We start from the raw sequence: 23,172 nt of genomic DNA on the forward strand, positions 1-23,172 counted from the left end.
GGCGGTGGTCGGGTTCACCGGTGCGCGGCGCCTTGGCTCGGCGCGGGCTCCGGGGTGTGGGCGAGCAGGTGGCGGACGAGGACCAGCAGGGTCGCCACGCCGGAGCTGGAGATCCGGGCGTCGCAGCGCACCACCGGCACCTCGGGGTCGAGGTCGATGGCGGCGCGCACCTCCTCGGTGTCGTAGCGGTGGCCGCCGTCGAACTCGTTGACGGCGACGATGAACCCGAGTCCGCGTTCCTCGAAGAAGTCCACGGCGGCGAAGCAGTCCTGGAGCCGGCGGGTGTCGGCGAGGATCACCGCGCCGAGCGCGCCCTCGGACAGCTCGTCCCACATGAACCAGAACCGCTCCTGGCCGGGGGTGCCGAACAGGTAGAGCACATGGTCCGGATCGAGGGAGATCCGGCCGAAGTCCATGGCGACCGTGGTCTCCATCTTGTTCTCGATGCCTTCGAGGCTGTCGGTCGCGGCGCTGACCGTGGTGAGCAGCTCCTCCGTGCTCAGCGGGGCGATCTCGCTGACCGCGCCCACGAAGGTGGTCTTGCCGACCCCGAACCCGCCCGCCACGAGGATCTTGAGCGCGGTGGGGAACGGGTCAGAGCTGTCGTCGTAGTCCATCGAGCACTGCCTCCAGCAGGGACCGGTCGGTGGGAGTGTGGCGGAACGCGGGGGGTTTGGTGGTCAGCAGCCCGCAGTCGACCAGGTCCGCGAGCAGGATCTTGGTGACCGCGGCGGGCAGTTTCAGGTGGGCCGCGACCTCGGCGACCGAGACGGGCGCCCGGCACAGGTCGAGCGCCTGGGCGTGCTCGGGGCCGAGGTAGCCGAGCGGGGTGACGCCGGTGGCCATCACCTGCGAGATCAGGTCGAGTGCGACACTGGGTTCGGTGCGGCCGTTGCTGACCGTGAACGGGCGTACCAGCCGTCCGGCCGCGTCGTCCAGCCAGGGCCCGTCGCCGGCCGCGGCCACGCTCAATGCCTCGGCGCCGTGGATTCGACGGCCTGTTGCCGGGGGGCGGTGACCAGATAGGGGCGCACGCTCTTGACCAGCATCGCCATCTCATAGCCGAGCACGGCGGCGTCGGCCTCGCGGCCCGCCAGCACGGCGAGACAGGTGCCGGAGCCGGCGGTGGTGACGAACAGCAGGGTGGCGGCGAGTTCCACCACGACCTGCCGTACGTCGCCGCCGTCCCCGAACCGGACGCCCGCGCTGCGGCCGAGGGAGTACAGGCCGGAGGCGAGGGCGGCCATGTGGTCGGCGCTGTCCGGGTCGAGGCCGTGCACGGACTTCACCAGTCCGTCGCAGGACAGGAGCACCGCGCTGCTGGTGTGCGGTACGCGCTGCACAAGGCCGCTGAGCAGCCAGTCGAGATCGGATGCGTGAGCGGTCGGCGCATCGCTCGCCATGGTGGATCGACTCCTTGGGGTACGAAGGTCTGGGGGGCGCTGGGGAGTTGGGGGTTGCGGGTGGCGGCTGGTGATCGGGGGTCGTGGCTCGGGGACTGGGGGGTGTTACACGACGGTGGTACGGGGGTCGACGGTGGTACGGGGGTCAGCCGGTCGGTGCGCCGCCCTCCGCCGGGCCGGCGGGCAGGGATGCCGCGTCGGCGTGGCCGTGCTCCAAGTGGTCCTGTATCAGCGTGGCTTGGGAGTGCCCCTGCTCCCGGTGCGGGACCCGCGGGCGCGTCGGCTCGGCGGGGGTGAGCGCGGAGGATGGTACGGGCCCGGTGTGTCCGGCGTTCCCGTGCTCGGCGTCCGTGGCGGGGTGGGCCGCCTCGGCGAGGCCGATGCCACGCTGGAAGGCCGCCATCAGTCCGGGGTCGTGCCCCCCGAGGGTGTCGCCCTCCTGGCGGGGCGCGGGGCCGCCGCGGAGCTGGGGGACGAGGTTCTCCTGGGCCCTGCGGCGCGGCAGTTGAGGCTTGGCCATGGTGCCGCGCACGGTGTCGACGCGCGGGGTGGGCATGACGCCCTGGTGCTCCTCGACCACCGCCCGGTGCCGGGCCCGGATGCCGGGTGCCGCCTCGGCGGGGGTGGGACGCTCGCGGTGGGCGCCGCGGACGGGGAGCGGGGGCGGGTCGTCGTGGGCGTGAACTTCCTTATTCGAAACGGGCGTTGGGCTCGCGGGCGCGACTGGGGGCGCGGGCGCGGGCCGTACCGGCTGGGGCTGGGTGGGCGGCAGGGTGACGGCCGGTGCCGGAAGCTCCGCCTGCGGGGCCCCCAACAGGGCCTCGGGTACGACGAGTACGGCCTGGACCCCGCCGTAGATGTTGCCCTGGAGCCGTACGCCGATGCCGTGCCGGCGGGCGAGCTGGGAGACGACGTAGAGGCCGATGCGGCCGTCGGCCAGCAGGCTGGCGACGTTGACCTGGTCGGGGTCGGCGAGCAGGGCGTTCATCCGGTTCTGTTCGCCGACGGGCATGCCGAGCCCGCGGTCCTCGACCTCGACGGCGAGCCCGGAGGTGACGAGGCCCGCGCGCAGCAGCACTTGGGTGCCGGGAGCGGAGAATACCGTTGCGTTTTCGATGAGTTCGGCGAGCAAGTGGATGACGTCGGCGACGGCGTGGCCGCGCAGTTCGCCGTCGATCGGGGGGACCAGCTTGACGCGGGAGTACTGCTCGACCTCGGCGATGGCGGAGCGCAGCACCTCGGTCATGCTCACCGGGTTGCTCCACTGGCGCCGGGAGACGGCGCCGCCCAGCACGGCGAGGTTCTCGGCGTGCCGCCGGATGCGGGTGGCCAGGTGGTCCACGTGGAAGAGGCCCTTGAGCAGGTCGGGGTCCTCGATCTCGTGTTCCAGGTCGTCCAGGATGGAGATCTCGCGGTGCACGAGGGACTGGAGCCGGCGCGCGAGGTTGACGAAGACTTCGAGCTTCTGCTCGTTGCCCGCGTGGCTGGAGAGCTGTGCGGCCCGCAGGACGGCGGTGACGGCGCCGTCCTGCGCGCGGGTCAGGTCGGCGGCGAGCAGTTCGAAGTCGTCGGCGTCGGCGGGCGGCCGGCGGCGGGACACGCGCTGCACCGGGGCCTCCCCCCGGCGCAGGGTGTCCACGAGTTCGCGCAGCTCGGCCTCGCCGCGGGCGGCGGTGCGGCGCAGGTCGTCGACGCGCTCGGCGACGGTGCGGGCGGCGCGGTCGGCGGCCACGGCGGCGATCAGGATGCCGGCGACGGCCACGGCGACCGCGCCGCCGAGCACGGCCCACAGGACGGGGCCGGTGCGGGCGCCGGTGGAGCGGATGGTGAACAGGACGGCGGCGGTACAGCCGAGGGCGACCGCGAGCGGGGGCAGCACGGCGAGCCGCATCAGCTGGGGCCGTATGTGCGTCTCGGGCAGTGCGGGAGCGGGTCGGGCGACCGGCCGCCCGTGCCGCCCGCCCTCCCGGCGGTCGGCACGGGTGCCCGGTGCGCGAAGGTGAGACATCTGCGTGTCCTCGTACTGGTCCGTCGGGCCTGGGGTCGGACACTCACGGTAGTCGCCTCCGCCTCATGTGCGAGGGGCAGTTGCCAAACTCCCCCGCCCAGCGTCCCGCTCTGGTATGAGGCCCCGTACGAAAGACCGATAACCGGGCCGGGCTCCCCCGATCGGCCCGAAAAGGAACGATAAGATCCGATCAAAAGTGGTCAGAAAGAGCGACCATGCCAGGAAGGCCGACCGCTCGTCCCGGGCCCCGACTCACCCCCCGCCAGCACCCCTGCGCTCCGTCCGAGCCACCCGGAAGCCCACCCCAGAGCACCGCCGAATATCACTGAGCGTGTTCCCCTTGGCCTTCAATACGCGCGCGTCGGGTGCCCTGGCGAAGGGTGAGGGCACGATGTGCGTTCCGACCGCTGGGAGAGGCACCCGGAGGCCGGCGAGTCGGTGTGCCGGTCGTCCGTGTCGGCGAGGCGGCCCGCCGGATCGTGGCGCGTCCTGCCGCCGGACGAGCGCGCCGCGCGGTCGCCGCGCCGGAGCGAGCTGCCCGCCGAGCCGCGCGAGCGGATCGTCGCAGGGATACCGGGAGATCTCGTACTACACCCTCGGGGAGAGCGCGGTCTCGTACGACGGCGAACCGCGGGCGCGCGGACGGCGACCGCCCCACCAACCGGGAGCGGGTCTTCACCGATCCCGGCCCGGACGAACTGCCCCGCCTGGCTCAACCCACCGGCCAGTGGGACCCGTTGGCCGCCGAGGACACCTATCTCGAAGGTCTGCGGGCCCTGGCGGCGGGCCTTGCCGGGAGCGGCTGAGGTTTCTCAGCCGCGCTTGGGCGGCTCCGCGACCAGTGCGCCGACCGAGCGCCAGGTCCGGCGCACCTCGCCGGACACGCCGCGCCACCAGGCCTCCGCCGGGAGCTTGCCTGCGGGCTCGAAGGGCTCGCCGGGGCGGGGCAGGGCGACCGCCTGCCCGGCCTCCTCGGCGGCTTCCTTGGTCCACTCCCCCGGCTCGGCCCACGGGTGCGGGGCGAGGTTGAAGGTGCCCCAGTGGATCGGGAGCAGCACGCCGTGCGGGGCGCCGCCCTGGAGGTCCAGGTGGGCGCGCAGACCCTCGTCGGGCCGCATGTGGATGTCCGGCCAGAACTCGCTGTACGCCCCGATCTGGATCATCGTGGCGTCGAACGGGCCGTGGGCGGCGCCGATGTCCGTGAAGCCGTCGAAGTAGCCGGTGTCGCCGCTGTGGTAGATCCGGTGCTCCTCCCCCGCGACGGCCCAGGAGGCCCACAGGGTGTGCTGGGTGTTGCGCAGGCCGCGGCCGCAGAAGTGGCGGGCCGGGGTGGCGGTGAGGGTGATCCCGCCGATACGGGTCGACTCGTGCCAGTCCAGTTCGCGCAGCCGGTCCGGGGAGACACCCCAGTGTTCGAGGTGAGCGCCGACGCCGAGCGGTACGGCGAAGACGGTGTCGGTGCCGGCCAGCGCCTTGATGGTGGGCAGGTCGAGGTGATCGTAATGGTCGTGGGAGATCACCACCACGTCGACGTCCCCGAGCGCGGCGAGCGGCAGCGGCACCGGGTGCAGCCGCTTGGGTCCGGCGAAGGGGAACGGGGAGCAGCGCTCACCCCACACCGGGTCGAACAGCACCCGGTGGCCGTCGATCTCCGCGAGCACGCTGGAGTGGCCCATCCAGGTCAGCCGCAGCCCCGTGGCGGGCGGCCGGGCGAGGTCGGCGAAGGTCGTGGGGTGCACCGGGACGGTGCCCCTGGGGGCGCGCAGCGGCCGGGTCTCCTTGTCGAAGAAGACCTTCGCGAAGTCCACCGCGGAGCCGGAGGGCCGGGTGCGCGCGGCGCCGCCGGGGTTCTGGAAGACACCGTCCTTGAAGTGCGGGGAGCGGCGGATGCGTGCCAGGCGCTCACCGCCCGGGTCCACTCCGAAGGCCGCCGGGCGCGGCACACGGGGCCCTGAGGTCGAGGAACGCGGACCGGTCACGGTACCTCCCGGTTGAGTGGTGGACCCCCCATTATGGTCGGCCCATCCGACAACTCGGGCACGGGTCCTCGACCGGGCCCGTGCCGACGGTAGGACGCCGCGTGCCGCGGCCCACGCCGTGGTGGCCGACCCGCTGCCGGTGCTCGCCGAGCGCCTCTGGGCGTACCGGCCCGGCGCACTAGGGTGACCGGATGGCAAGAGTGCGGTTGAGCGTGGCCGAGCGGCAGGAGGAGCTGCTGCGGGCCGCCGTCGAACAGATCGAGGCGCGGGGCGTCGCGGCGGTCAGGATCGCCGATGTGGCGGCCGCGCTGGGGGTGAGCAACGCGCTGGTGCTGTACCACTTCTCGACCAAGGAGAAGCTGGTCGCCGCCGCGTTCGCGTACGCCGCCGAGGACGATCTCGCGCAACTGCGCAAGCTGCTCGGGCGCCGGACCACCGCGCTGCGCCGGCTGCGGGCCGCGGTGCGCTGGTACGCGCCGACCGGGCAGGCCGAGGGCTGGCGGCTGTGGATCGAGGGCTGGGCCGTCGCGCTGCGCGAGCCCGCGCTGCGGGAGGTCACCCGCGAGCTGGACCGGTGGTGGAAGGCGGCCCTCGCCGAGGTCATCGCCGAGGGCGTCGCCGCCGGCGAGTTCACCTGCCCCGACCCCCCGGCCACGGCCCTGCGCCTGACCGCCCTCCTCGACGGCCTCGCCGTCCAGCTGACCTCCTACCCCGGCTCGATCCCCCGCGCACGGGCCCGCGCATGGGCGGACGAGGCGCTGGCGCGGGAACTGGGGGTGGAGCGGGAGAAGTTGGCGGGGCGTGACGGAGAGCGCTGAGCGGGACGGAGGGCATGGGTTCGGCGGGGGTGGGGGGAGACGGGGCTGGGTTGCCGCCTCGTCACCCCCGTCCCAGCCGCGCCAGCGCCGCGGTCACCAGGGCCGTGATGCCTGTCTGCAAGGTCAAGCGGACGCTCGGCAGGTAGCGGGGTGAGTGGTTCGGTGGCAGGTGGCGGAGTTTGGTGGTGGGGTCGGGGCCGGGGGCGGTGGACCATTGGGTGGGGCCGGTGGCGCCGAGCATCCAGTAGCAGCCGCGGATTCCGGTGTGGCCGTGCAGATGCGCGCCCGAGCCGGTCAGGAGCGGGAAGTCCTCGGTGGCCAGGGCGGGGGGCCAGGCCGTGACGCGGGCGGTGCCGAACGCGGACCGGTGGGCGGTGCGGACGTGGGCGGTGACCTCCGGATCGCTCGTCGTGACGCCGGAACGGGAGACGGTGGTGACGGTGACGCGGGGCGGCAGCGCGGCCGTCGCGGCCTCGGCGCGGGCCAGCCGTGCGACCTCGGCGGTGGCGCGGTCGAGGGCCGGTCCGGAGAAGCCGCGCAGGGAGACGAGCAGGTCGGCGCGGTCGGAGATGACGTTGCCGGGGTGCCCGACGTCGCCGGCGCGCAGCGCGGTGGCGGTGACGGTGGGGCGATCGCTCTCACCGGCCGCGATCTCCGGCAGCCGCGTCACCAGCCCGGCGGCGGCCCGCAGCGGGTCGGCGGCGAGGTGCGCGGTGGCGGCGTGGCCGCCGTCGCCCTCGAACGCCACCGACAGGGTGCGGCTGCCGGCCAGTACCGGGCCCTCGGCGTGTGCCACCATCCCGGCGGGGAAGGGCGCGGTGTGCTGGGCGAGTACCTCGTCGGGCGGGGTGACGCGCTCGTAGAGGCCGTCCTCCAGCATGGCGCGGGCGCCGGAGAGGGTCTCTTCCGCGGGCTGGCCGAGCAGGAGCAGGGTGCCCCGCCACAGGTTCCGGCGGGCCGCGAGCCAGCGGCCGGCGGCCGCCACGCAGGCGAGGTGGGCGTCGTGGCCGCAGGCGTGCGTCACGGGGACCGGGCGGCCGTCGGGTCCGGCGGCGGTGACGGTGCTGGCGTAGGGCGCGCCGGTGGCCTCCGCGACGGGCAGGGCGTCGAGTTCGGCGCGCAGCAGTACGGCGGGGCCGTCGCCGTTGCGCAGTTCGGCCGCGACGCCGTGGCCGCCGATGCCGTGCAGCACCCGGTAGCCGTCGGCGGCGGCCCATGCGGCGAACCGGGCGGCGGTGCGCCCTTCGGCGCCGGAGAGTTCGGGGTTGCGGTGCAGGTCGAGGTAGAACTCGGCAGCCGGTGCCAACAGACCCGAAACGCCGGGGAGTTCGCGGGTGGTCCGGGTGTGCTCGGTGCTCATGTCAGTGGCTCCTCGGGCGGGTGTCAGCGAGGTGACAGCGAACGGCAAGGGGGGTGCACGCGGACGCGCGTAGAACTGTGGGGTGCCGGCAGGCCGCGACTCCCCCGCTGCGGCAGGGGTGTTGTGGGCCGAACCGCCCGACCGGCCGTACCGCTCGTCCCCGCAACGGAAGGAGTCGTCATGTCCGACAACGCCCTCGCCTCCCTCGCCCAGGAGATCCTGGACCTCGAGTCGGAGACCTTCGAGATCACCGACTACTCGGACGCCAGCGAGGTCATGCTCGGTTCGTCCACGAGCTGCTCCTCCACGAGCACCTGCTCCAGCACCACCAGCACCACCTCCTGCACCGCCTGACGTCCGGCGTCGGTGGAAGGGTCCCCGGCCCCGCCGGGGACCCTTCGCGTTCCGGGGGCTCGCTCGGGTTCCGGGGACACGTCAGGGGAAGGGGTGCGGCACCAGCCGCAGCTCCGTGTCCCGCAGCGGGGCGTCCACCAGTCCCGCGCGGTACGGCGCGGTCCGCAGCCTCGGCAGGTGCGGTGCCCGCTGGCGCAGCCAGCCGAAGTCGATCGGCAGCAGTCCGGGGGCGAGCGTGGCGACCGTGCGCAGCCCCATCCGCCGCTGCTCCGGCGTCGTCTGGTCGACGGCGACGACATCGCAGTCCGCGCCGGCCAGCAGATCGCGCAGCAGGGTGATGTCGTCCAGCAGATCGGCGGTGCGGGGCCGATGCCGCTCCCAGTTGGTGAACAGCTCGGCGAACGTGGCCACTCGGGGCGGGGCCAGGTAGCTGCGGGCGTGCTCGCGCATGGCGGGCAGCCCGAACAGGGCGGCGTGGTCGGGTAGTCGTACGACCTTGTCGAAGTCCTCGGCCATGGCGGCGAGTTCGGCGGGCCGTTCGGCGACCTGGCGGGGCAGGTGCGGGATGTAGGTGAGGATCTCGGAGAGCGCCGACTCCACGGCCGTCTCCGCGTCGAAGGAGGCGCCGGCCGCGAACGCCAGGGTGCCGGGTCCGTCGTCGCGGCGTACGGCGAGGCCGGTGACGACCGGTACCGGCAGGTCTACCCGGTTGTCGAAGACATGGACGTCGTAGCCCTGGAGTTCGGCGCGGGCCGCCATCGCCCGCACCCGTCTACCGCCGACCGAGTCCAGGTCGATCTCGGGCAGCGGCAGGTTGCCGTACCAGCCGAGCAGGAAGGCGTCCCGTTCCAGGAGTTCGAGCAGGCCGAAGAAGACCGCTTCCTCCAGGCTGGCACCGGTGGCGCAGCCGTTGGAGCACTCGAAGACGAAGTTGTCCTCGCGGGTGCCCGCGCTGTAGTAGACGAGCCGGGCGGGCACCAGCACGGGCCGCTCCTCGCGCAGCGACCAGCCGGTGACCCAGGGCATCGGCCGGGCCGGGTCGAAGGGTTCGACCATCGGGTCCTCGGTGTAGGTGCGCGGCGCGTACAGTCCGCAGGCGCGGGGGTCCAGGGCGCGGTCGCCGACGTCGTCGTAGGCGGCGGTGACGACGGGGGCGCGGTGGCGGCGGTGGGTGCCCGCGTACCGCTCCAGCCCTTCCAGGAAGGCCAATTCACGGCTACGGGCGAAGGAGTTCGCCTGGCCGCTCCAGGTGACGTCGGTGAGGCCGGCGTAGCCCCGCATGAAGACGCTGCCCGCGACCGGCGCGGTGGTGGGCGAGGTCACGTCGATCCAGGTGCCGCCGCCCAGCACCCCGCACACCGGGTTGGCGAGCCCTTTGACCGGCAACGGAAAGTCGCCGGGGTGGCCCGAACGGTACGTGTCCGGACCGGACTTGGGCCGGGAGGTCATGGGCCCGGCGGCGTGCTCGGCCTCCGCGTCGGCCACGGCCCCGGCGGTCGCGGGGCGGCAGTGCGGGCACATGGGGTCGGGCAGCAGCGGGAAGGTGCGGACCTGGAGGGTCACCAGGTCGAGTTCGGTGACGCGGGGCAACTCGACGTCCGGGCCGGGGGGTTCGTGCCGGGCCGTGCCGGTGGCGATGAGCCGGTGCAGGTACCAGACGGCGTCCACCAGGTGGTCGGGCAGGGCGGGCCAGCGGCCGGCGGCCGTGGTCTCGGTGCCGGTCTCCAGCGCGTCGCGCTCGGTGCGGGTGCGCAGCCGCTGGCGGCGCATCGCGAGGCAGGTTCCGCAGGCCCGGCCCGCCTCGGTCATGCCGCCCCAGGGGCCCAACAGGACTGCTTGTGCGGTGAGATGGATGGCCGCCGTGTGCGGGGGCACCGGCCCGGTCGGGACCGGCCGGTCGCCGAGGACGTTGGTGTCGCCGATGCGGGAGACGGCCGGGGCGGGCAGTCCCGCCGCGGCGGCGCGGGCCGCCAGGAGGTCCTGGAGGGTCGCGCGTGCGGCTTCCAGGGGCGCCGTCGCCGGGGCGGGAGCGGGGGCGGTGACGGTGCTCATGTCCGGTTGCTCCAGCGGAAGATCCGGGTGGCGATCAGGCCGAATACCAGGGCGAAGACGACGAGTCCGACGCAGTCCAGGCCGATGTCCCCGAGGTCGCCGCGGCCGCCCATGGCGTCGGTGAGACCGTCGTTGAGGTAGTGCAGCGGCAGCACCTTGGCGACCGTGCGCAGCCAGCCGGGCATCAGGTCGTCGGGGAAGAACGAGCCGGACAGGAAGGCCATCGGCACCATCACCAGGTTGGCGATGGCCGCCACCGACTCCGGGGTGTTCGCGAGGCTGCCGACGACCAGGCCCATGGCGAGGAACGCGGTGACGCCGAGCACCAGCAGCGGAATGCCCGCCCACCAGGAGCCGTTCAGCTTCAGTCCGAAGGACGGCAGCAGCGCCACGGCGGTGAACAGCACCGTCTGCGTGGCGGCGACGCCGAGCGCCAGGGTCCAGCGGGAGGCGATCAGCGAGCGCAGCGGGGTCGGGGTGCGCCAGATGAGGCGCAGCAGGTCGTCGCGGCGCCACTGCATCAGGGCGAACCCGACGGAGAACACGCACGCGTTGCCGACGCCCCAGGAAAGGACGCCGGGGGCCGTGTAGTTGATGGAGGCCATCCCGCCGTTGACGCGCTGGCCCCGGAAGATGAGGCCGAACAGGACGAGGAAGGCGAGCGGGAAGGCGAAGGTGAAGAAGAGGGTCGTACGGTCGCGCACGCTCGCGGCGTAACCGGCCCTGGTCAGTGCGGCGTAGGCGGTCAACTGCGGTGCTCCGTTCCATGGCCGGTGAGGCTGAGGTAGGCGTCTTCGAGGGTGGCGGTGCGCACGGTGACCGACTCGATGTCGACCAGGTCACCGAGGGCGGTGAGGACGTGGTTGACGGCCGAGGTCTCCAGGACGAGTTCGTCTCCTTCGACGCCGGCCCGGTCCACGCCGGGCAGCGCGAGCGCCGCCTCGGGCGTCAACTCGCTCGCCGGGAGCAGGAGTCGGGCGGGCGCGGCGAGCGCGCGGATCAGGCCCCGCGGTGTGTCGAGGGCGACGATCCGGCCGCCGGCCACGATCGCCACCCGGTCGCACAGCGCCTCGGCCTCGTCCAGGTGGTGGGTGGTGCACACGATGGTGCGGCCCTCGGAGCGCAACGAGCGCAGCAGCGCCCACAGTTCGCGGCGCGCCTCGGGGTCGAGGGCGGCGGTGGGCTCGTCCAGGAAGATCAGCTCCGGCTCGTGCAGCAGCGCGGCGGCGATGGCGAGGCGCTGCCGCTGTCCGCCGGAGAGGTGGTCGACGCGCGCGTTCTCCTTCTCGGTGAGCCCGACCCGCTCCAGGGCGGTGCGCACCGTGTCCGGGGGCATGCCGTAGAGCGCGGCGACGGTGCGCAGGTGTTCGCCCGCGGTGAGCCGGGCGAAGAACGCGGAGGCCTGGGTCTGGACGCCGATCCGGGCGAGCAGCACGGTGTCCCGTGGCCAGGGGCTCTGCCCGAGCAGGCTGACGGTGCCGCCGTCCGCCTCGCGCATGCCCTCGACGATCTCCACCAGGGTGGTCTTGCCCGCACCGTTGGGCCCGAGGATGCCGAAGAACTCACCGCGCCGGACGGTGAGGGAGACGCCGTCGAGCGCGGTGACGTCTCCGTACCGCTTGATCACGCCGTCGAGGACGACGACCGGCTCGGTGGTGGCGGCGGGTCCGGGCGCGGTCCCGGCCTGTGCGTGGGGTTCGTTCATTTCGCCTTTCCTTGCGGGACCCAACGGGGTACGGGCAGCGGCTACTTGGCCGGGGTCCGTGTGCGGGGAGGTGGGTGCGGCGGACCGCGCGGGGCCCTGCGTCCGGCCTTCGACAGGGTCCTGTGTGCGGCCCCTGGCAGCGCTCTGGGAGCGGTCCCCGGCAGGGTTCTGGGCGCGGCCCCCGGCAGGGTGCTGCGTGCTGCCCTGGGCCGGGTGCTGGGCGCGGTCCTCGGTACGGCCTTCCGTACGGCGCCCGCGCAGCCGCCGCCCCGCCGCGCCGAGCGCCCACACCAGCAGGACGGCGGCGAGCAGTGCGGTCGGCGCTGACCAGGCGAGGGCCGCCATGCGCTCCGGCAGCAGATGGCGCAGGACCGCTCCGGCGAGCGCGAGCAGCGCGGCGGTCTGTACGGCCGTGAGCAGGGCGAATCCGCCGTACAGCAGGCGCAGCCGGGGCGGGTAGGCGCCGAGGCCGGGGCCGCGGCGCAGCAGGGCGCGGGCGGCGAGGGCGGTGAAGGCGCGGCTGCCCTCGGCGAGACCGGAGACCCCGAGGGCGTGTCCGAGGGCGCGGTAGCCGTCGAGCGGCGCGAGCGGCAGCAGGTTGGCGAGGCCGGTGACGACGCCGAGCAGCAGCAGCGCGCCGAGGGCGGGCCGGGCCTGGGCGCCGGCCGGGAGCAGCAGCCAGACGACGTAGAACGGCACCAGGAACAGGAGGTTGGCGAGCACGCCGGCGCAGGCGGTGGCGACCTTGCGAGCCCGGCTGCCGAGGAACTGGACGTCGTCCACCTGGCAGTAGAGGTAGGTGGCGCCGAGGATCCAGCGCAGCCCGATCTCGCTGACCCGGCCGCCCCAGGTGCGCGCGAACAGGCCGTGGGCCAGCTCGTGCAGGGCGAGGCTGCACCACAGGACGCAGCCGACGGCGATCAGCAGCACGGGCTGTTCGGCGGTGTGCACGGTCTGCCGCCACAGGGTCCCGGCGTCGGCGGCTACGGCGGCGAGCACGCCGGCGGCCAGCGCGCTGAGCACGGCCAGCAGGGCGGCCCTGCGGTCCAGGGCGGTGAGCCGGTGCAGGCGGTCCATGAGGGCGGGCGCGTCGGCGACCATCCGGGTGTGTCCCGCGAGGAGGCCGCTCGGCCGCGCGGCGGGGGTCGGCACCGGCGCGGGCGGGGTGGGCGCGGGGCCGCCGTCGAGCAGGCCGCGGGTGCCCAGCAGCCGGAGCATCTGCCCCCATTGGGCCTCGCCGAGCCGGGTGCCGAACTCGGCCGCGTAGGCGTGCCCGATCTCCGCCAGGGACCGGGTGCCGTCGAGGCGGGCGATGATGAAGTGCTCCTTGGGGCCGACCTCCAGACGCCGTCCGGTGCGCGGGTCCTTCAGCAGGTGGATGCGGTTCGGGCCGCGCAGCAGGCTGGGGCCGAGGACGATGTCGGGGTGCAGCCGCGGACGGGCGGCCAGGAAGGTGTCGGTGGTCATCTGGTGTCCTCGGGGGCGCCGTCGCGCAGGGCGCGGGCGAGGACGTAGGAGAGGAACGCCTCGTCGCGGACGGTGATGCCCAGCCGGTTGTTGGTCATGTGCGCGTAGGGCGACAGGAGCATGGACAGGGCGTGGGCCGGCTCGGTGGCGTGGATGTCGCGGGTGCCGTCGAAGGAGCGGAAGACCAGCTCACCCCGTTTCGCCAAGTGGGCTGCGCGGTCGCGCAGTTCGGCGCAGTGGACGGCCCAGCCGCGCAGGAAGGCCGGCAGCCGCTCCAGCTCTGCGCGGGCCACCGCCTCGCGGATGTGCCGGAAGCGTTCGGGCAGCCGGTCGCCCATGGCGTCGTACGCCCGCTCATAGCCCTTGTCGGTGGTGTAGTTGGTGGTGCTGAACGCGTTGTTCCAGAAGCCGTGGTAGCGGTCGAGGAAGGTCAGCAGGGCCTCGTCGTCGGCGAGGAAGGTGCCGGAGACGACCATCATCAGCTGGGCGGACAGGCCGAGGAGCACCGTGCGCAGATGGAGGTTCATGGTGCGGGTGGCCTCGACGACGAGGCCGCTGGAGTGCTGGAAGTGCCACTCGGCGAGCGCGATGCCGGCCGGGCCGCCGTACTTGCCGTACTCCGGCTCGTAAGACCGTTCCTCGTAGGTGTTGTTGGGGCGCAGCCTCATCCGTCCGTCGGGGCCGACGAATCGCGCGCGTTCCTCCTCGCTGTACTCCAGCGTGAACAGGGTCTCGTACAGCTCGGCGAAGAAGCCGGCCTTGACCTCGTACAGGGCGGGGCGTTCGCGCAGGAACGCGTCGAGGGCGGCGTGAGTGCGTTCCCGGACGGTTTCGGTGTCGGCGGCGCTGCCCGGCTTCAGGCGCAGCCGCAGATGGGGGCCCTCCAGCCAGTAGTTGATGAAGAACCAGCCGTCGAGCAGCCCTTCCTGGGTGAGCTGGTCCACCAGGGGTTTGACGCACTGGAGGAGCAGTGGGCGGGGGCTGGCGGCGTAGAAGACGTGCACCGCGAGCCAGTCGCCGGGCGCGCCCTCGGTGGTGGTGTCCACGGCGGAGGCGGTGTCCGCGGCGGGGGTGGGTGCGGTCATCGGGCTTCGTCCTTCCTCGGTGGGCCGGCCGGAGCGGGCAGCATCTCTACGGCGAGTTCGGCGACATGCCGGCCGCGGGGCGAGGTGACGTGCAGCTCGTCCTCGCCGGGCAGCATCTCCTCGAAGACGGTCCGGGCGCGCCTGCCGGCCAGGAGACCTTCGAGTCCGGTGAGCGAGAGCGGGCTGGCGAAGTCGACGTACTGGGGTTTGGCGGAGCCGGACCAGCCGGCCGCGTCACCGTCGCGTTCCTCGTGGGCGGTGGCGAACACCTGCTCGGGCAGGCCGTGTTCGGTGCGCCAGCGGTGCCAGCCGAGGTACCAGTCGGCGTCCGTGACGCCCGGCGTACGCAGCGGGAGGCGTCCGGCGGCGACCGTCCAGGAGCGGCGCTGGAGGACGAGGCCGTGGTGGCGGACGCGGGGGCGCCGGGTGACTCCGGCGCGCTCGGGTCCCGCGGGCACGCCGCGCCACACGTCGGGCTTGGGGCGGGCGGTCGGGGAGAACAGCAACAGGGTGCGCGGGATCTCGGGCAGCACCATGGGCACCAGGTAGCCGAGGTAGAGGGGGACGACCTCGCGGCCCAGGCGGCGGGAGCGCAGCAGCAGCCGGTCGGTGGCCTCGTCGTGCTCGGCGTACAGGTCGTCCAGGTGCAGACGGGCCTCCTCGGGCGCCGTGCTGGTCTCGCCGGGGCAGACGATCTCGTGGTCGGTCAGTCGGCCGTGCAGATTCAGGTTGGTGGTCGCGGAGCCCGCGGTGACCTCGGCGAATACGGCGCCCGGCGGCAGGAGTTCACGCAGCTCGGCGCGGATGGCGGCGGTCAGTCCGAGGCCTTCGGGGCCGTCGAAGCAGTGGGTGAAGCGGGTGAAGGGGAAGCAGAGACCGCCGAAGGAGTCGTTGAGGACGACCAGGGGGTCGCCGTCGCGGCGGGCCAGTTGGAGGAAGTGGCTGTACGGCTGGAACGCCGGGGCGGCGGCGCCGAGGGCGCCGGCGACTTCGTCGGCGAGGGCGTCGTCCAGTACGAACTCCTCTGCGTCCGACGGAAGTTCGGCCCAGCGTTCGCGCATGCGGGCGGTGAAGGTGGCCCGCGCCCGGTCCAGAGCGGTGATCTCGGGCAGCCCGAGCCAGTTCTCCTCCGGGGCGTGGCCGCCGTCCGGCAGGAAGTCGTCCTTGGCGGAGGTGAACTGGAGGTACTGGCGGAAGATGTCCTCGTGGAAGTCGTGCACCAGGCGCAGCAGATCCTCGCAGCGCCCGCCGCGGCCGAAGCGGGCGAGGAAGAAGCCCTTGAGGGTGAGGCGCTGGGGCAGCGCCACGTCGAAGGCGGGCAGCAGCCGCCCGAGCGAACGCAGCGGGCCCTCGGCGAGCCGTGTCCACTCGGCGAGGCCGGCGCTGGTGGTGCCGGCGGAGACGTCCTCGTAGACGAGGGTCTGCGGGAGGGACGGATGCTCGGCGCCCAATTCGGTTTGGAGCGAGAGGAGTTCGCTTCTGAGCGTGCGGAGCAGGGTGCGGCGGGTGGGGACGTCGGCCTCCGGGAAGCGGGCCAGGGTGCGGGCGGGTCCGTCCAGGCGGGCGGCGAGTTCCCCGGCCCACGGCCGGTCGAGGGCGCGCAGTGAGTCCTGGAAGGCGCGCACCGGATCGCCGCTGTGCACGCCGGTGGCGAGGCTGGGGAGCTGGAGCATGCCGAGGTCGCGCAGGGTGGTGAGATAGTGCTCGGCCTCGTCCTCGCCGGCCCCGGTGGTGGCCAGCCAAAGCGCCAACTCGCCGTACCGGAGCGGCCCTTCCTGGTCGCGCAGCAGGGCCAGCATGCCGTCGAGGGTGCCCTGGCGGCGCAGGAAGAACAGCCGGTCCTGGGCGGCGTCGAAGCTGACGGCCGCGCTGTCGTCGCCCGCCGTGACGGCCCGCTGGACGTAGCGGACGCGGTCCTCGTCCAGCTTCCAGCCGGTGGCCAGGGCGACCGGGAGGTCGGCACGGCGTCCGGGCTCGGCGGCGACGAGTTCGGCGAGGCGGGCGAGGGCGACCACGTTCAGCCGGGGGTGGCCCGTCCAGTCGTCGCCGACCCGCGTGACCGCCGTACCGTCCACCTCGTCCCCGAACCGGCCGACGGCGACGCCCGTGAGCGTGCTGAAGGGGCTGGTCTTGCAGGCGGTGCGGTAGACGTACGACAGCAGGGAGCGCTCCATCTTGCGGGCGCGCTTGCCAGGTACCGGGGCCGGGTCGGCGGCGAACGCGTCCAGCCGCTCCTCCAGCGTGGGCGAGGCCAGCAGCAGGCCCCGGCGCAGCCGGTCGTCCAGGGCCAGCTCGCGCAGCGCGGCACGGGTGCGGCCGAACCCGGCGGCGAGCACGGACTCGCCCTCGGCCCGCAGCTCCTCCCAGCGGACGCGGGCCGCCAGCCACTCGGCGAGATCGGCTCCGGTGCCCCCGCCGAGCCCCTCGGCGAGGGCACGGGCGGCCGGAAGGTCGCCGGGCAGACGGTTGTTGAACACCTGGCGGCGCAGGGCGAGCAGCCGGCGGCGCAGCGCCGCGTCGTCGGTGGCGCCGACCGCGGCGGAGAGCGAATCGCTGAGCCGGGCGCCGAGCGCGGCGAGCCGGTCCTGCTCGGCGGCGGTCCTGGCGGCCCAGTCGGCGGCCTCGGGGGCGCGCAGGGCGAGGACGGTGTCCACGGGGAGGCCGGCGACGCGCAGCATGAAACGGTGGTGCAGGGTCCTGGCGGGGCCGTCCCCCCAGGGCTCGGCCGACGCACCGGCGGCCGGGGCGCCGGAAGCCGGGGGCGGGGCGGCCGCGGTCGGAGCGCCGGAAACCGAGGGCGGGGCGTCCGCGGCCGGAGCGCCGGAAACCGGGACCGACGCACCCTCGGCCGGGGCGCCGGAAACCGGGGCCGACGCACCCACGGCCGGGGCGCCGGAAGCCGGGGGCGGGGCGGCCGCGGCCGGGATGGCGGAAGGTGAGACCGAGGTGTCCGGCCCCGGACCGTTCTCCGCGGGGACGTCCGCGGTCGGGGTGGTGGCGGTCGGGCTCACGCCCTCCCCCTTTCCTGTGGGATGTGCGGCCGCCCCGGTGGCGGGGCGGGGTCCTCGGGTCACGGGGCCACGATGTCGTAGCGGTATCCGGCCGGGCGGGGGGCCTCGTTGCCGATCATCATCACGAGCAGCGGGATCTCACCGCGTGCGGCGAGCCCGAGCTCCTCCGCGAAGGAGACGCAGTCGAAGCCGAGCGCGACACCGCAGCCCATGCCCGCCGCGGCGGAGGCGGTGTACACGGCCTGCGCGGTGGCACCGATGACGGCGTTGACGAGCCGGAGGCCCCGGTCGCCGACCGCGTCCAGCACGGCGTGGGTACGGGCCGCGGGCACCAGGACGGCGGCGGCCTGCTCCAGGTTGTAGTTGGCGAGGAAGTAGTTCTCCTGGAGGAAGCCGCCGAAGTCGCCGGCCTTCAGCAGCACCAACTCGTCGGTCCGCCAGTCGTGTTCGTAGATGCCGGGCGCGATGTCCCGGACGTGGTTGACGAAGACGTACTGCCGGGTGAGGGGTGCGGCCCCGGGCGTCTCCGCATCGGTGTCCAGGGTGCCGGCGGCGACCGCCGCGGCCAGCGCTGCGGACAGCCGGGCCGGATCCAGCGGGGTCGCGGCGCTGAACCGGCCGAAGCTGCTGCGGCGTTCGCGCAGCGCCCGGCGTACGGTCGCGTCCAGCGCGAGCGGTGCGGGCAGCGCGACGCGCTCACCGGGTCCGGGCGGTGTGACCCGCGCGGAGTCCAGGGTGCCGGGCGCCGGACGGTCGGCGGCGCCCTCCAGCGTGGCCGCGTGGACCGCGTGCACGGTCGGGAAGGTCAGCACGCGCCGGGACCGCTCGTCGGGAACGCGGCGGACCCGCGCGCCGGGAGTCTCCGGAGCGGCATTCCGCTCGTCCGTCTTCGCCCACCGCAGCGGCACCACCGCGAACACCCCGTCCTGCTCGGGGTCCAGTCCGAGCACCCGGCCGAGGCGGGGCTCGTCGAACCAGAGCGCGGCACCGATGTGCAGCCCGTGCGCACGGGCCCACATCCGCCAGGTCTGGAGCAGGGCGCCGATGTCCATCATGACGACGTGGTAGGAGAAGCTGTTGTACTTGAAGGCGTTCTGCCAGAACGTCACGCCCAGCACCAGGAACTGGTCGGTCCCGGCGGCCTCTTCGAGATCGCCGAGGGCGGCCCGGACCTCGCCGGTGACATCACCGGACAGGATCCGTGCGAGGGCGTCGCGCGGGGTGTCGTAGTAGTAGACGCCGGGGGCGAGGGGGCCGCTCGCGCCGCTGATCCAGTGGATGCCGACGGGGTAGAGGCCACCGCCGGAGGAGGTGCCGCGCGACCAGTTGGCGTGGGTGTGGTACGGCAGTGAGCCGAGGTCGCTGTTGGCCTGGACGGCGAGCCGGCGGCCGGTCAGCCCGTAGGAGTCGCGGAGCATCGCGCCGAGCAGCGGCAGGGTGAACGCCCCGGTGCCGCGCGGCCCGGACAGGCCCCGGTCGAGCGTGGCATCGTCCGCGCAGCCGCCGCCGTCGGGCAGCGGCAGGACGGGGGCGCCGGGGAAGAACTTGCCCTTGCGGGGGCGGTCGGCCCAGTCGGGCACGAAGTCGGCGGGTTCCATGGGGATCCGGCCCCGCCGCATCACCGCGGTCGCGTACTCATGGGCGTATCCCATGGTCACTTCCCTTTCTGCTGTCTGTGGTCGAGGCCGGCCGAGCCGTGCACGGGACACGGGGCGTCTGGGCGAGGGTGCGTCGGGTCAGGGGAAGGGGTGCGGCGCCGGGTTGAGGTCGGCGGGCGTCAACGCGTCGTCCCGCAGGACGGCTTCGCGCAGGGCGGTGCGCATCCGGGGCATCAGCGGGGCGCGTTGCCGGCTGGTGCCGAAGTCGATCGGGAGCAGGCCGGGCACCAAGACCTTGACGGTGTGCAGGCCCAACTCCCGTTGTTCCGGAGAGGTCTGCTCGACCACGACGACATCGAAGCCGTGCGCGGCGACGGCGGCGACGCAAGCCGCCACGTCGGTGCGCAGGTCGGCGGCGGCCGTCAGGGCGCCCTCCCCCGCGGCGAGGGAGGCGAGCGACACCCGTTCGGCGTCGTCGCGGTCGCGCAGCAGGAAGTCGGTGTACCGGCCCATCTCGGGCAGCCCGTACAGCAGCGGGTGGTCGTGCAGCACCCGGACCTCGTCGAAGTCCCGTGCCATGCGCCGCAGTCGGGGTGCCTCGCGGGCGGTGCGGCGGCGCAGGTTGACCGCGTCGGTGGCGATCTCACAGAGCCCGCCGGCGAGTGCCGCCTCGGGGTCGAGGGAGGCGCCCGCGCCGAAGCAGAGCAGTCCGGGGCCGCCGTCGACGCGTTCGGCGACGGCGGTCACCACCGGGACCGGGAAGGTGATCCGGGTGTCGAAGAACCGGGCGCGGTAGCCGTACATCGCCAGCCGGTCGACCATGGCGCGGGTCGCGGCCCGTGTGCTGCTCGCCGGGTCGATCTCGGGCAGCCGGAGCCGGCCGAACCAGGCCAGCAGGAAGGCGTCGCGTTCGACGGTCTCCATCAGCCCGTGGTAGACGGCCTCGGCCAGACTGCCGCCGGAGGCACAGCCGTTGGAGCTCTCCTGGACGAAGCGCCGCCGGATGCCGCCGGGCGCGTGGTAGTAGGCGACCACCTCGGGCACGAGGACCGGCCGGTCGTCGCGCAGCGACCAGCCCCACACCCAGTCCACCGGGCGGTCCGGCGCGAACCGCGGCACCTCGGGGGCGGCGGCGTGGAAGGCATCGGAGTACAGGCCGGTGACGCGCGGGTCGACGGCGAGGTCCCCGAGGTCGTCGAGGGCCGCGGCGACCACGGTCCGCTTGGCGCGGGCCCGCATCCCGGCGAACCGCTCCAGGCCTTCCAGCACCCCCACGCGGACGCTCGTGCCATAGGAGCCGGTGTGGCCGCCCCAGTAGCATTCCCGCAGGTAGTCGCCCGAACGGGTGGTGAAGGCGCCGATCACCGAGGAGGTCGACGCGGAGGCCAGGTCGGGCGCGAAGGAGGGGCCGAGCGCGCCGGTGACGGGGTTGACGAACGCCTCCGGCACCAGGTCGTACGCGGCGAGCGGGCGCGAGCGGAAGTCGGCCGGGTCGTGTTTGGTGCCGGGGTCCAGGGTGATCCGGGCGCCCTCGGCGGTGTCGCCCAGGCGGGTTCCGCAGGACGGACACTCGCCGTCGGGCACCAGCGCGAGCCGGGAGACGCGCAGGGTCTCCAGGTCCAGCAGCCACACCCAGGGGTGCCGGCCGCCCCGGTCCCCGCGGGCCGCCGCCGCGACCAGGGCGGCGAGGGCGTCCACCGTGAAGCCGGCCAGCCAGGGCGGGGTCCCGGTGGCCCGCGGCGCGTCACCGCGTTCCAGCGCGTCGCGCAGGTATCCGGCCCGTACCGCCTGCCAGCGGCGCGCGAGGCACCGGGGACAGCCGGGCGCGCCCTCGGCGGGTACGGGACCGACCACGGCATGGTGTCCGTACAGGCCAATCGGCATCGCATCATGCATGAACTCCCCTGTTTCGTGGGCGAGTTCGTCGCGGACGCCGAGCGGGGTCACCGCCGCGCGCGGGGTGCCCGGCCGGCCGGCGAGGGCCGTGGTGAGCGCGGCACACACCGCGTCCCACGGCCCGGCGGCCGGGGGTGGTGCGGGGTGCGGCGCGGTCACGGTGTCAGTGGGCACGGCGCGTCCCGCGGGCCAGCACGACACGCGACGCGAACACGGAGCCCGCGGCGAGGTCGGGGGCGGTGACCCGCACCGCGAAGGCGTCCCGCCCGGCCTCGGCGAGACCGTCGAGGACGGCGGCCCAGGTGGTCGCCGTGCCGGGGGCCGGTACGACGCCGCCGGGGACGAGGGTCGCCGCGTCCAGGTCCACCCACAGCGGGTCGCCGCCGTCGGACTCACCCGCCGCGCGGCGCAGTTGCTCGGCGCCGAGCAGATCGCGCAGCGCCTCCAGGACGGCCTCCCGGTGGCGCAGCCCGCTGCCGGTGGCCCAGCGCACCTCGCCGCCGTCCGGGTCGGTGAACCGGGCGAGCACCACCGGCAGCAACGGGCAGCCGAGATCGAGGACTTCGGCCGTGACGCCGAGGTTGTCCGCCGACCGCAGCAGAAACAGAAGTTCCGGGTCGCCGGTGAGGGTCTCGGGGTCCACGGTGCGCACGGGGTTCGTGCGGCGGACGGCGGCGTCCAGCGCGTCCCGCGCCAGCGCGGTGCGCAGGGCGCGGACGAGCGCGGCACGGGGACTGCCCGCGGCGCCGGTGCCGGCGGAGGTCCGCTCGAACAGGCCCTCACCGTTCCAGCCGCCGATGGTGCGCACAGCGCCCGCGGGCACCAGGACGGTCCGCCCGTCGAGCAGCGAGGTGGCCTCGCTGAAGTGGGCGAGGCGTTCGGCGGGCATCTCCAGGCCGCTGGAGACGGAGAGTTCGGCGGGGGCGAGGCGGGTCCACTTCCCGGCGGCGGCCTCCAGCGCGGCGGCCGTCAGCACCGGGGGCGGGACGACGTGTTCGACGTACACCTCGGCGGCGCGGAAGACCGCGCTCAGCCGGGCCCCGGCGACATGGTGGACGTCGGTGGCGGACACCGTGCGCGTCCGTCCGGGCGCGAGGCCCAGCCGTACGGTGCCGATCTTGAGCGGGGTCTGCTCCCACTCGTCGTCGGCGTACGCGGTGAAGACGCCCGTCGCCTCGCCCACCAGGACCTCGCGCTGCTCCAGCGCAGCGAGCGCGGCACGGGCGGCGTCCTCGTCGGCGGCGCCGTCGGCGGGCGCGGCGGCGGACCGGTCTTCGGGGTGGGCGGCGCGCAGGGCGTCGGGGCTCTCCGCGGGCTCGCCGGCGGGGACGGCGGAGCAGTGGGGACATCGCGGGTGCGGCAGCAGCGGCTGCGCGAGCACGTCGAGGGAGTCGAGGTCCTGGACGACGATCCGCCCGCGGGTCTCGGCGGGCAGTGCCCCGGTGACCAGGCGGAACACCTCGAAGGCGAGCAGGTTGCCGAGCATCCCGGCGAGGGGGCCGCCGATGAGGGGTGCGGGCGCGCCGAGCGGTGCGGCGGGTCCGACGGACGCCCACAGGTCGGCGCTGCCGGCCGCGTCGGTGCCCGCGCCGAGCCGCAGCGCGGCGCAGCACCAGCAGCCGGTGCTCCCGGCGGTCATCTCGGGGCCGATGACGGCACGGCCGCCGAAGGTCCACGCGCCGAGCAGCCGGCGCCCGGCCGGCACGCCCTCGGTGAGCAGCCGCAGCAGTTGCCGGGGCCCGGCGGCGGGGCTTACCAGGACGGTGTCCCAGCCCTCCAGTTCGGCCCAGCCGTACGTGCCGTCGGCGGCCTCCCCGAGGCGGACGAGCCGGGGGGCGCAGCCCGCCCCGGCGAGCGCTGCGGCCTCGGCGTCGATGTCCGCGCTGCCCTCGACCCCGTGCCGCTCCGCACACAACTCGCCGTAGAGCGAGGCGGGTTCGGTGATGGCGACGGCGCCGCAGCCGTTGCGCAGCAGGCCGAGCGCAGCCCAGCGGGCGAGGGCGTCGTCACCGAGGACGGCGACCGGGGTGGCGCGGAAGCGGGCGAACCGCCCGGTCGCGTCGTCGGCGTAGTGGTCGAGGTAGTCGAGCTGGTGCGCGAAACGCTCACCGACCTGTGGCGGGAGGGCGTCGGCCGGGGGTTTGGGGCCGGCGTCCCGCGCGAAGCCACGCGCGTAGAGGGCGCGCACGAGTTGGACCACCATGTCGCGCTGCCTGTCCCCCAGCCCCGCGCACAGTTCCTCGACCCGCCGCTCGCCGTCGAAGTGCGGCACGATCAGCGTGGCGAAGCGGTACGCGTTGCGGGTGCGGAGGTTGAACCCGCCGTGCGCGTTGTGGAAAAGCACTCCGTCCGGGGTCCGGGTGTAGAGGACGTCCCGGCGGATGCGGGGCCGCGACTGCGCGATCTCCTCGTAGGAGGCGGGTGCGTGGGGCATGG

General features: G+C 74.4%; 16 protein-coding genes. 2 read left to right on the plus strand and 14 right to left on the minus strand.

The genetic code is table 11. The annotated features are described in order from the left end of the window. Nucleotides 1-14: 14 nt before the first annotated feature. The 5 genes from ACE4Q9_RS04640 to ACE4Q9_RS04660 form a co-directional block, all read right to left on the minus strand. On the minus strand, nt 15-617 hold the full coding sequence (locus ACE4Q9_RS04640) for a GTP-binding protein (RefSeq protein WP_397982935.1): 603 nt from the start codon (nt 615-617) through the stop codon (nt 15-17). Further along, nucleotides 595-966 carry a DUF742 domain-containing protein gene (locus ACE4Q9_RS04645; RefSeq protein WP_397982936.1) on the minus strand — a complete coding sequence of 124 codons (372 nt, stop codon included), beginning with the start codon at nt 964-966 and terminating at the stop codon, nt 595-597. Before ACE4Q9_RS04645 ends, ACE4Q9_RS04640 begins: the two co-directional genes overlap by 23 nt. Before the next feature lie 2 nt (nt 967-968). Further along, entirely contained in the window at nt 969-1,403 is a 435-nt protein-coding gene (locus ACE4Q9_RS04650) for a roadblock/LC7 domain-containing protein (protein WP_397982937.1), read from the minus strand. A gap of 145 nt (nt 1,404-1,548) precedes the next feature. Next, nucleotides 1,549-3,411, minus strand: a complete 1,863-nt coding sequence (locus tag ACE4Q9_RS04655) for a sensor histidine kinase (protein WP_397982938.1) — start codon at nt 3,409-3,411, stop codon at nt 1,549-1,551. An 812-nt stretch (nt 3,412-4,223) separates the two neighbouring features. Then, nucleotides 4,224-5,390 carry an MBL fold metallo-hydrolase gene (locus ACE4Q9_RS04660; protein WP_397982939.1) on the minus strand — a complete coding sequence of 389 codons (1,167 nt, stop codon included), beginning with the start codon at nt 5,388-5,390 and terminating at the stop codon, nt 4,224-4,226. A gap of 191 nt (nt 5,391-5,581) precedes the next feature. Between ACE4Q9_RS04660 and ACE4Q9_RS04665 the strand changes: the two genes are divergently transcribed. Next, nucleotides 5,582-6,208 carry a TetR/AcrR family transcriptional regulator gene (locus ACE4Q9_RS04665; protein WP_397982940.1) on the plus strand — a complete coding sequence of 209 codons (627 nt, stop codon included), beginning with the start codon at nt 5,582-5,584 and terminating at the stop codon, nt 6,206-6,208. Between the two features lie 61 nt (nt 6,209-6,269). Here ACE4Q9_RS04665 and ACE4Q9_RS04670 read toward each other — a convergent pair whose 3' ends face one another. Beyond that, nucleotides 6,270-7,568 carry an amidohydrolase gene (locus tag ACE4Q9_RS04670; RefSeq protein ID WP_397982941.1) on the minus strand — a complete coding sequence of 433 codons (1,299 nt, stop codon included), beginning with the start codon at nt 7,566-7,568 and terminating at the stop codon, nt 6,270-6,272. A 180-nt stretch (nt 7,569-7,748) separates the two neighbouring features. Between ACE4Q9_RS04670 and ACE4Q9_RS04675 the strand changes: the two genes are divergently transcribed. Further along, a complete protein-coding gene (locus ACE4Q9_RS04675; protein WP_037657426.1) occupies nt 7,749-7,922 on the plus strand; it encodes a thiazolylpeptide-type bacteriocin in 174 nt (57 codons plus the stop codon). An 81-nt stretch (nt 7,923-8,003) separates the two neighbouring features. Here the strand turns inward: ACE4Q9_RS04675 and ACE4Q9_RS04680 are convergent, their stop codons facing one another. The 8 genes from ACE4Q9_RS04680 to ACE4Q9_RS04715 all read right to left on the minus strand — a co-directional run bounded on the left by ACE4Q9_RS04680 (nt 8,004) and on the right by ACE4Q9_RS04715 (nt 23,170). Further along, a complete protein-coding gene (locus ACE4Q9_RS04680; protein ID WP_397982942.1) occupies nt 8,004-9,974 on the minus strand; it encodes a TOMM precursor leader peptide-binding protein in 1,971 nt (656 codons plus the stop codon). Further along, on the minus strand, nt 9,971-10,723 hold the full coding sequence (locus ACE4Q9_RS04685; RefSeq protein ID WP_397982943.1) for an ABC transporter permease: 753 nt from the start codon (nt 10,721-10,723) through the stop codon (nt 9,971-9,973). Before ACE4Q9_RS04685 ends, ACE4Q9_RS04680 begins: the two co-directional genes overlap by 4 nt. Continuing rightward, nucleotides 10,720-11,679 carry an ABC transporter ATP-binding protein gene (locus ACE4Q9_RS04690; RefSeq protein ID WP_397987119.1) on the minus strand — a complete coding sequence of 320 codons (960 nt, stop codon included), beginning with the start codon at nt 11,677-11,679 and terminating at the stop codon, nt 10,720-10,722. Before ACE4Q9_RS04690 ends, ACE4Q9_RS04685 begins: the two co-directional genes overlap by 4 nt. Before the next feature lie 1,463 nt (nt 11,680-13,142). Beyond that, nucleotides 13,143-14,231 carry a thiopeptide-type bacteriocin biosynthesis protein gene (locus tag ACE4Q9_RS04695; RefSeq protein ID WP_397982944.1) on the minus strand — a complete coding sequence of 363 codons (1,089 nt, stop codon included), beginning with the start codon at nt 14,229-14,231 and terminating at the stop codon, nt 13,143-13,145. After that, nucleotides 14,228-17,242, minus strand: a complete 3,015-nt coding sequence (locus ACE4Q9_RS04700; RefSeq protein WP_397982945.1) for a lantibiotic dehydratase — start codon at nt 17,240-17,242, stop codon at nt 14,228-14,230. Before ACE4Q9_RS04700 ends, ACE4Q9_RS04695 begins: the two co-directional genes overlap by 4 nt. 59 nt (nt 17,243-17,301) lie before the next feature. Continuing rightward, the gene (locus ACE4Q9_RS04705) at nt 17,302-18,894 is read right to left on the minus strand and encodes a SagB family peptide dehydrogenase (RefSeq protein WP_397982946.1); all 1,593 of its coding nucleotides are present in this window, start codon (nt 18,892-18,894) and stop codon (nt 17,302-17,304) included. An 84-nt stretch (nt 18,895-18,978) separates the two neighbouring features. Further along, nucleotides 18,979-20,910: a TOMM precursor leader peptide-binding protein gene (locus ACE4Q9_RS04710; protein ID WP_397982947.1), complete on the minus strand. Its 1,932-nt coding sequence runs from the start codon at nt 20,908-20,910 to the stop codon at nt 18,979-18,981. After that, on the minus strand, nt 20,900-23,170 hold the full coding sequence (locus ACE4Q9_RS04715; protein WP_397982948.1) for a TOMM precursor leader peptide-binding protein: 2,271 nt from the start codon (nt 23,168-23,170) through the stop codon (nt 20,900-20,902). The genes ACE4Q9_RS04710 and ACE4Q9_RS04715 overlap by 11 nt, the downstream gene beginning before the upstream one ends. Between the last annotated feature and the right edge of the window lie 2 nt (nt 23,171-23,172).

The organism is Streptomyces sp. AM6-12, from assembly GCF_044327085.1.
Taxonomy (GTDB): Bacteria; Actinomycetota; Actinomycetes; order Streptomycetales; family Streptomycetaceae; genus Streptomyces.

What these genes read in the sequence shown, in the direction of transcription:
- ACE4Q9_RS04705 (WP_397982946.1), bottom strand. Translation starts at nt 18,894, where the DNA reads ATGGGATACGCCCATGAGTACGCGACCGCGGTGATGCGGCGGGGCCGG.
- ACE4Q9_RS04665 (WP_397982940.1), top strand. Translation starts at nt 5,582, where the DNA reads ATGGCAAGAGTGCGGTTGAGCGTGGCCGAGCGGCAGGAGGAGCTGCTG.
- ACE4Q9_RS04655 (WP_397982938.1), bottom strand. Translation starts at nt 3,411, where the DNA reads ATGTCTCACCTTCGCGCACCGGGCACCCGTGCCGACCGCCGGGAGGGC.
- ACE4Q9_RS04675 (WP_037657426.1), top strand. Translation starts at nt 7,749, where the DNA reads ATGTCCGACAACGCCCTCGCCTCCCTCGCCCAGGAGATCCTGGACCTC.
- ACE4Q9_RS04670 (WP_397982941.1), bottom strand. Translation starts at nt 7,568, where the DNA reads ATGAGCACCGAGCACACCCGGACCACCCGCGAACTCCCCGGCGTTTCG.
- ACE4Q9_RS04640 (WP_397982935.1), bottom strand. Translation starts at nt 617, where the DNA reads ATGGACTACGACGACAGCTCTGACCCGTTCCCCACCGCGCTCAAGATC.
- ACE4Q9_RS04695 (WP_397982944.1), bottom strand. Translation starts at nt 14,231, where the DNA reads ATGACCGCACCCACCCCCGCCGCGGACACCGCCTCCGCCGTGGACACC.
- ACE4Q9_RS04690 (WP_397987119.1), bottom strand. Translation starts at nt 11,679, where the DNA reads ATGAACGAACCCCACGCACAGGCCGGGACCGCGCCCGGACCCGCCGCC.
- ACE4Q9_RS04650 (WP_397982937.1), bottom strand. Translation starts at nt 1,403, where the DNA reads ATGGCGAGCGATGCGCCGACCGCTCACGCATCCGATCTCGACTGGCTG.
- ACE4Q9_RS04715 (WP_397982948.1), bottom strand. Translation starts at nt 23,170, where the DNA reads ATGCCCCACGCACCCGCCTCCTACGAGGAGATCGCGCAGTCGCGGCCC.
- ACE4Q9_RS04680 (WP_397982942.1), bottom strand. Translation starts at nt 9,974, where the DNA reads ATGAGCACCGTCACCGCCCCCGCTCCCGCCCCGGCGACGGCGCCCCTG.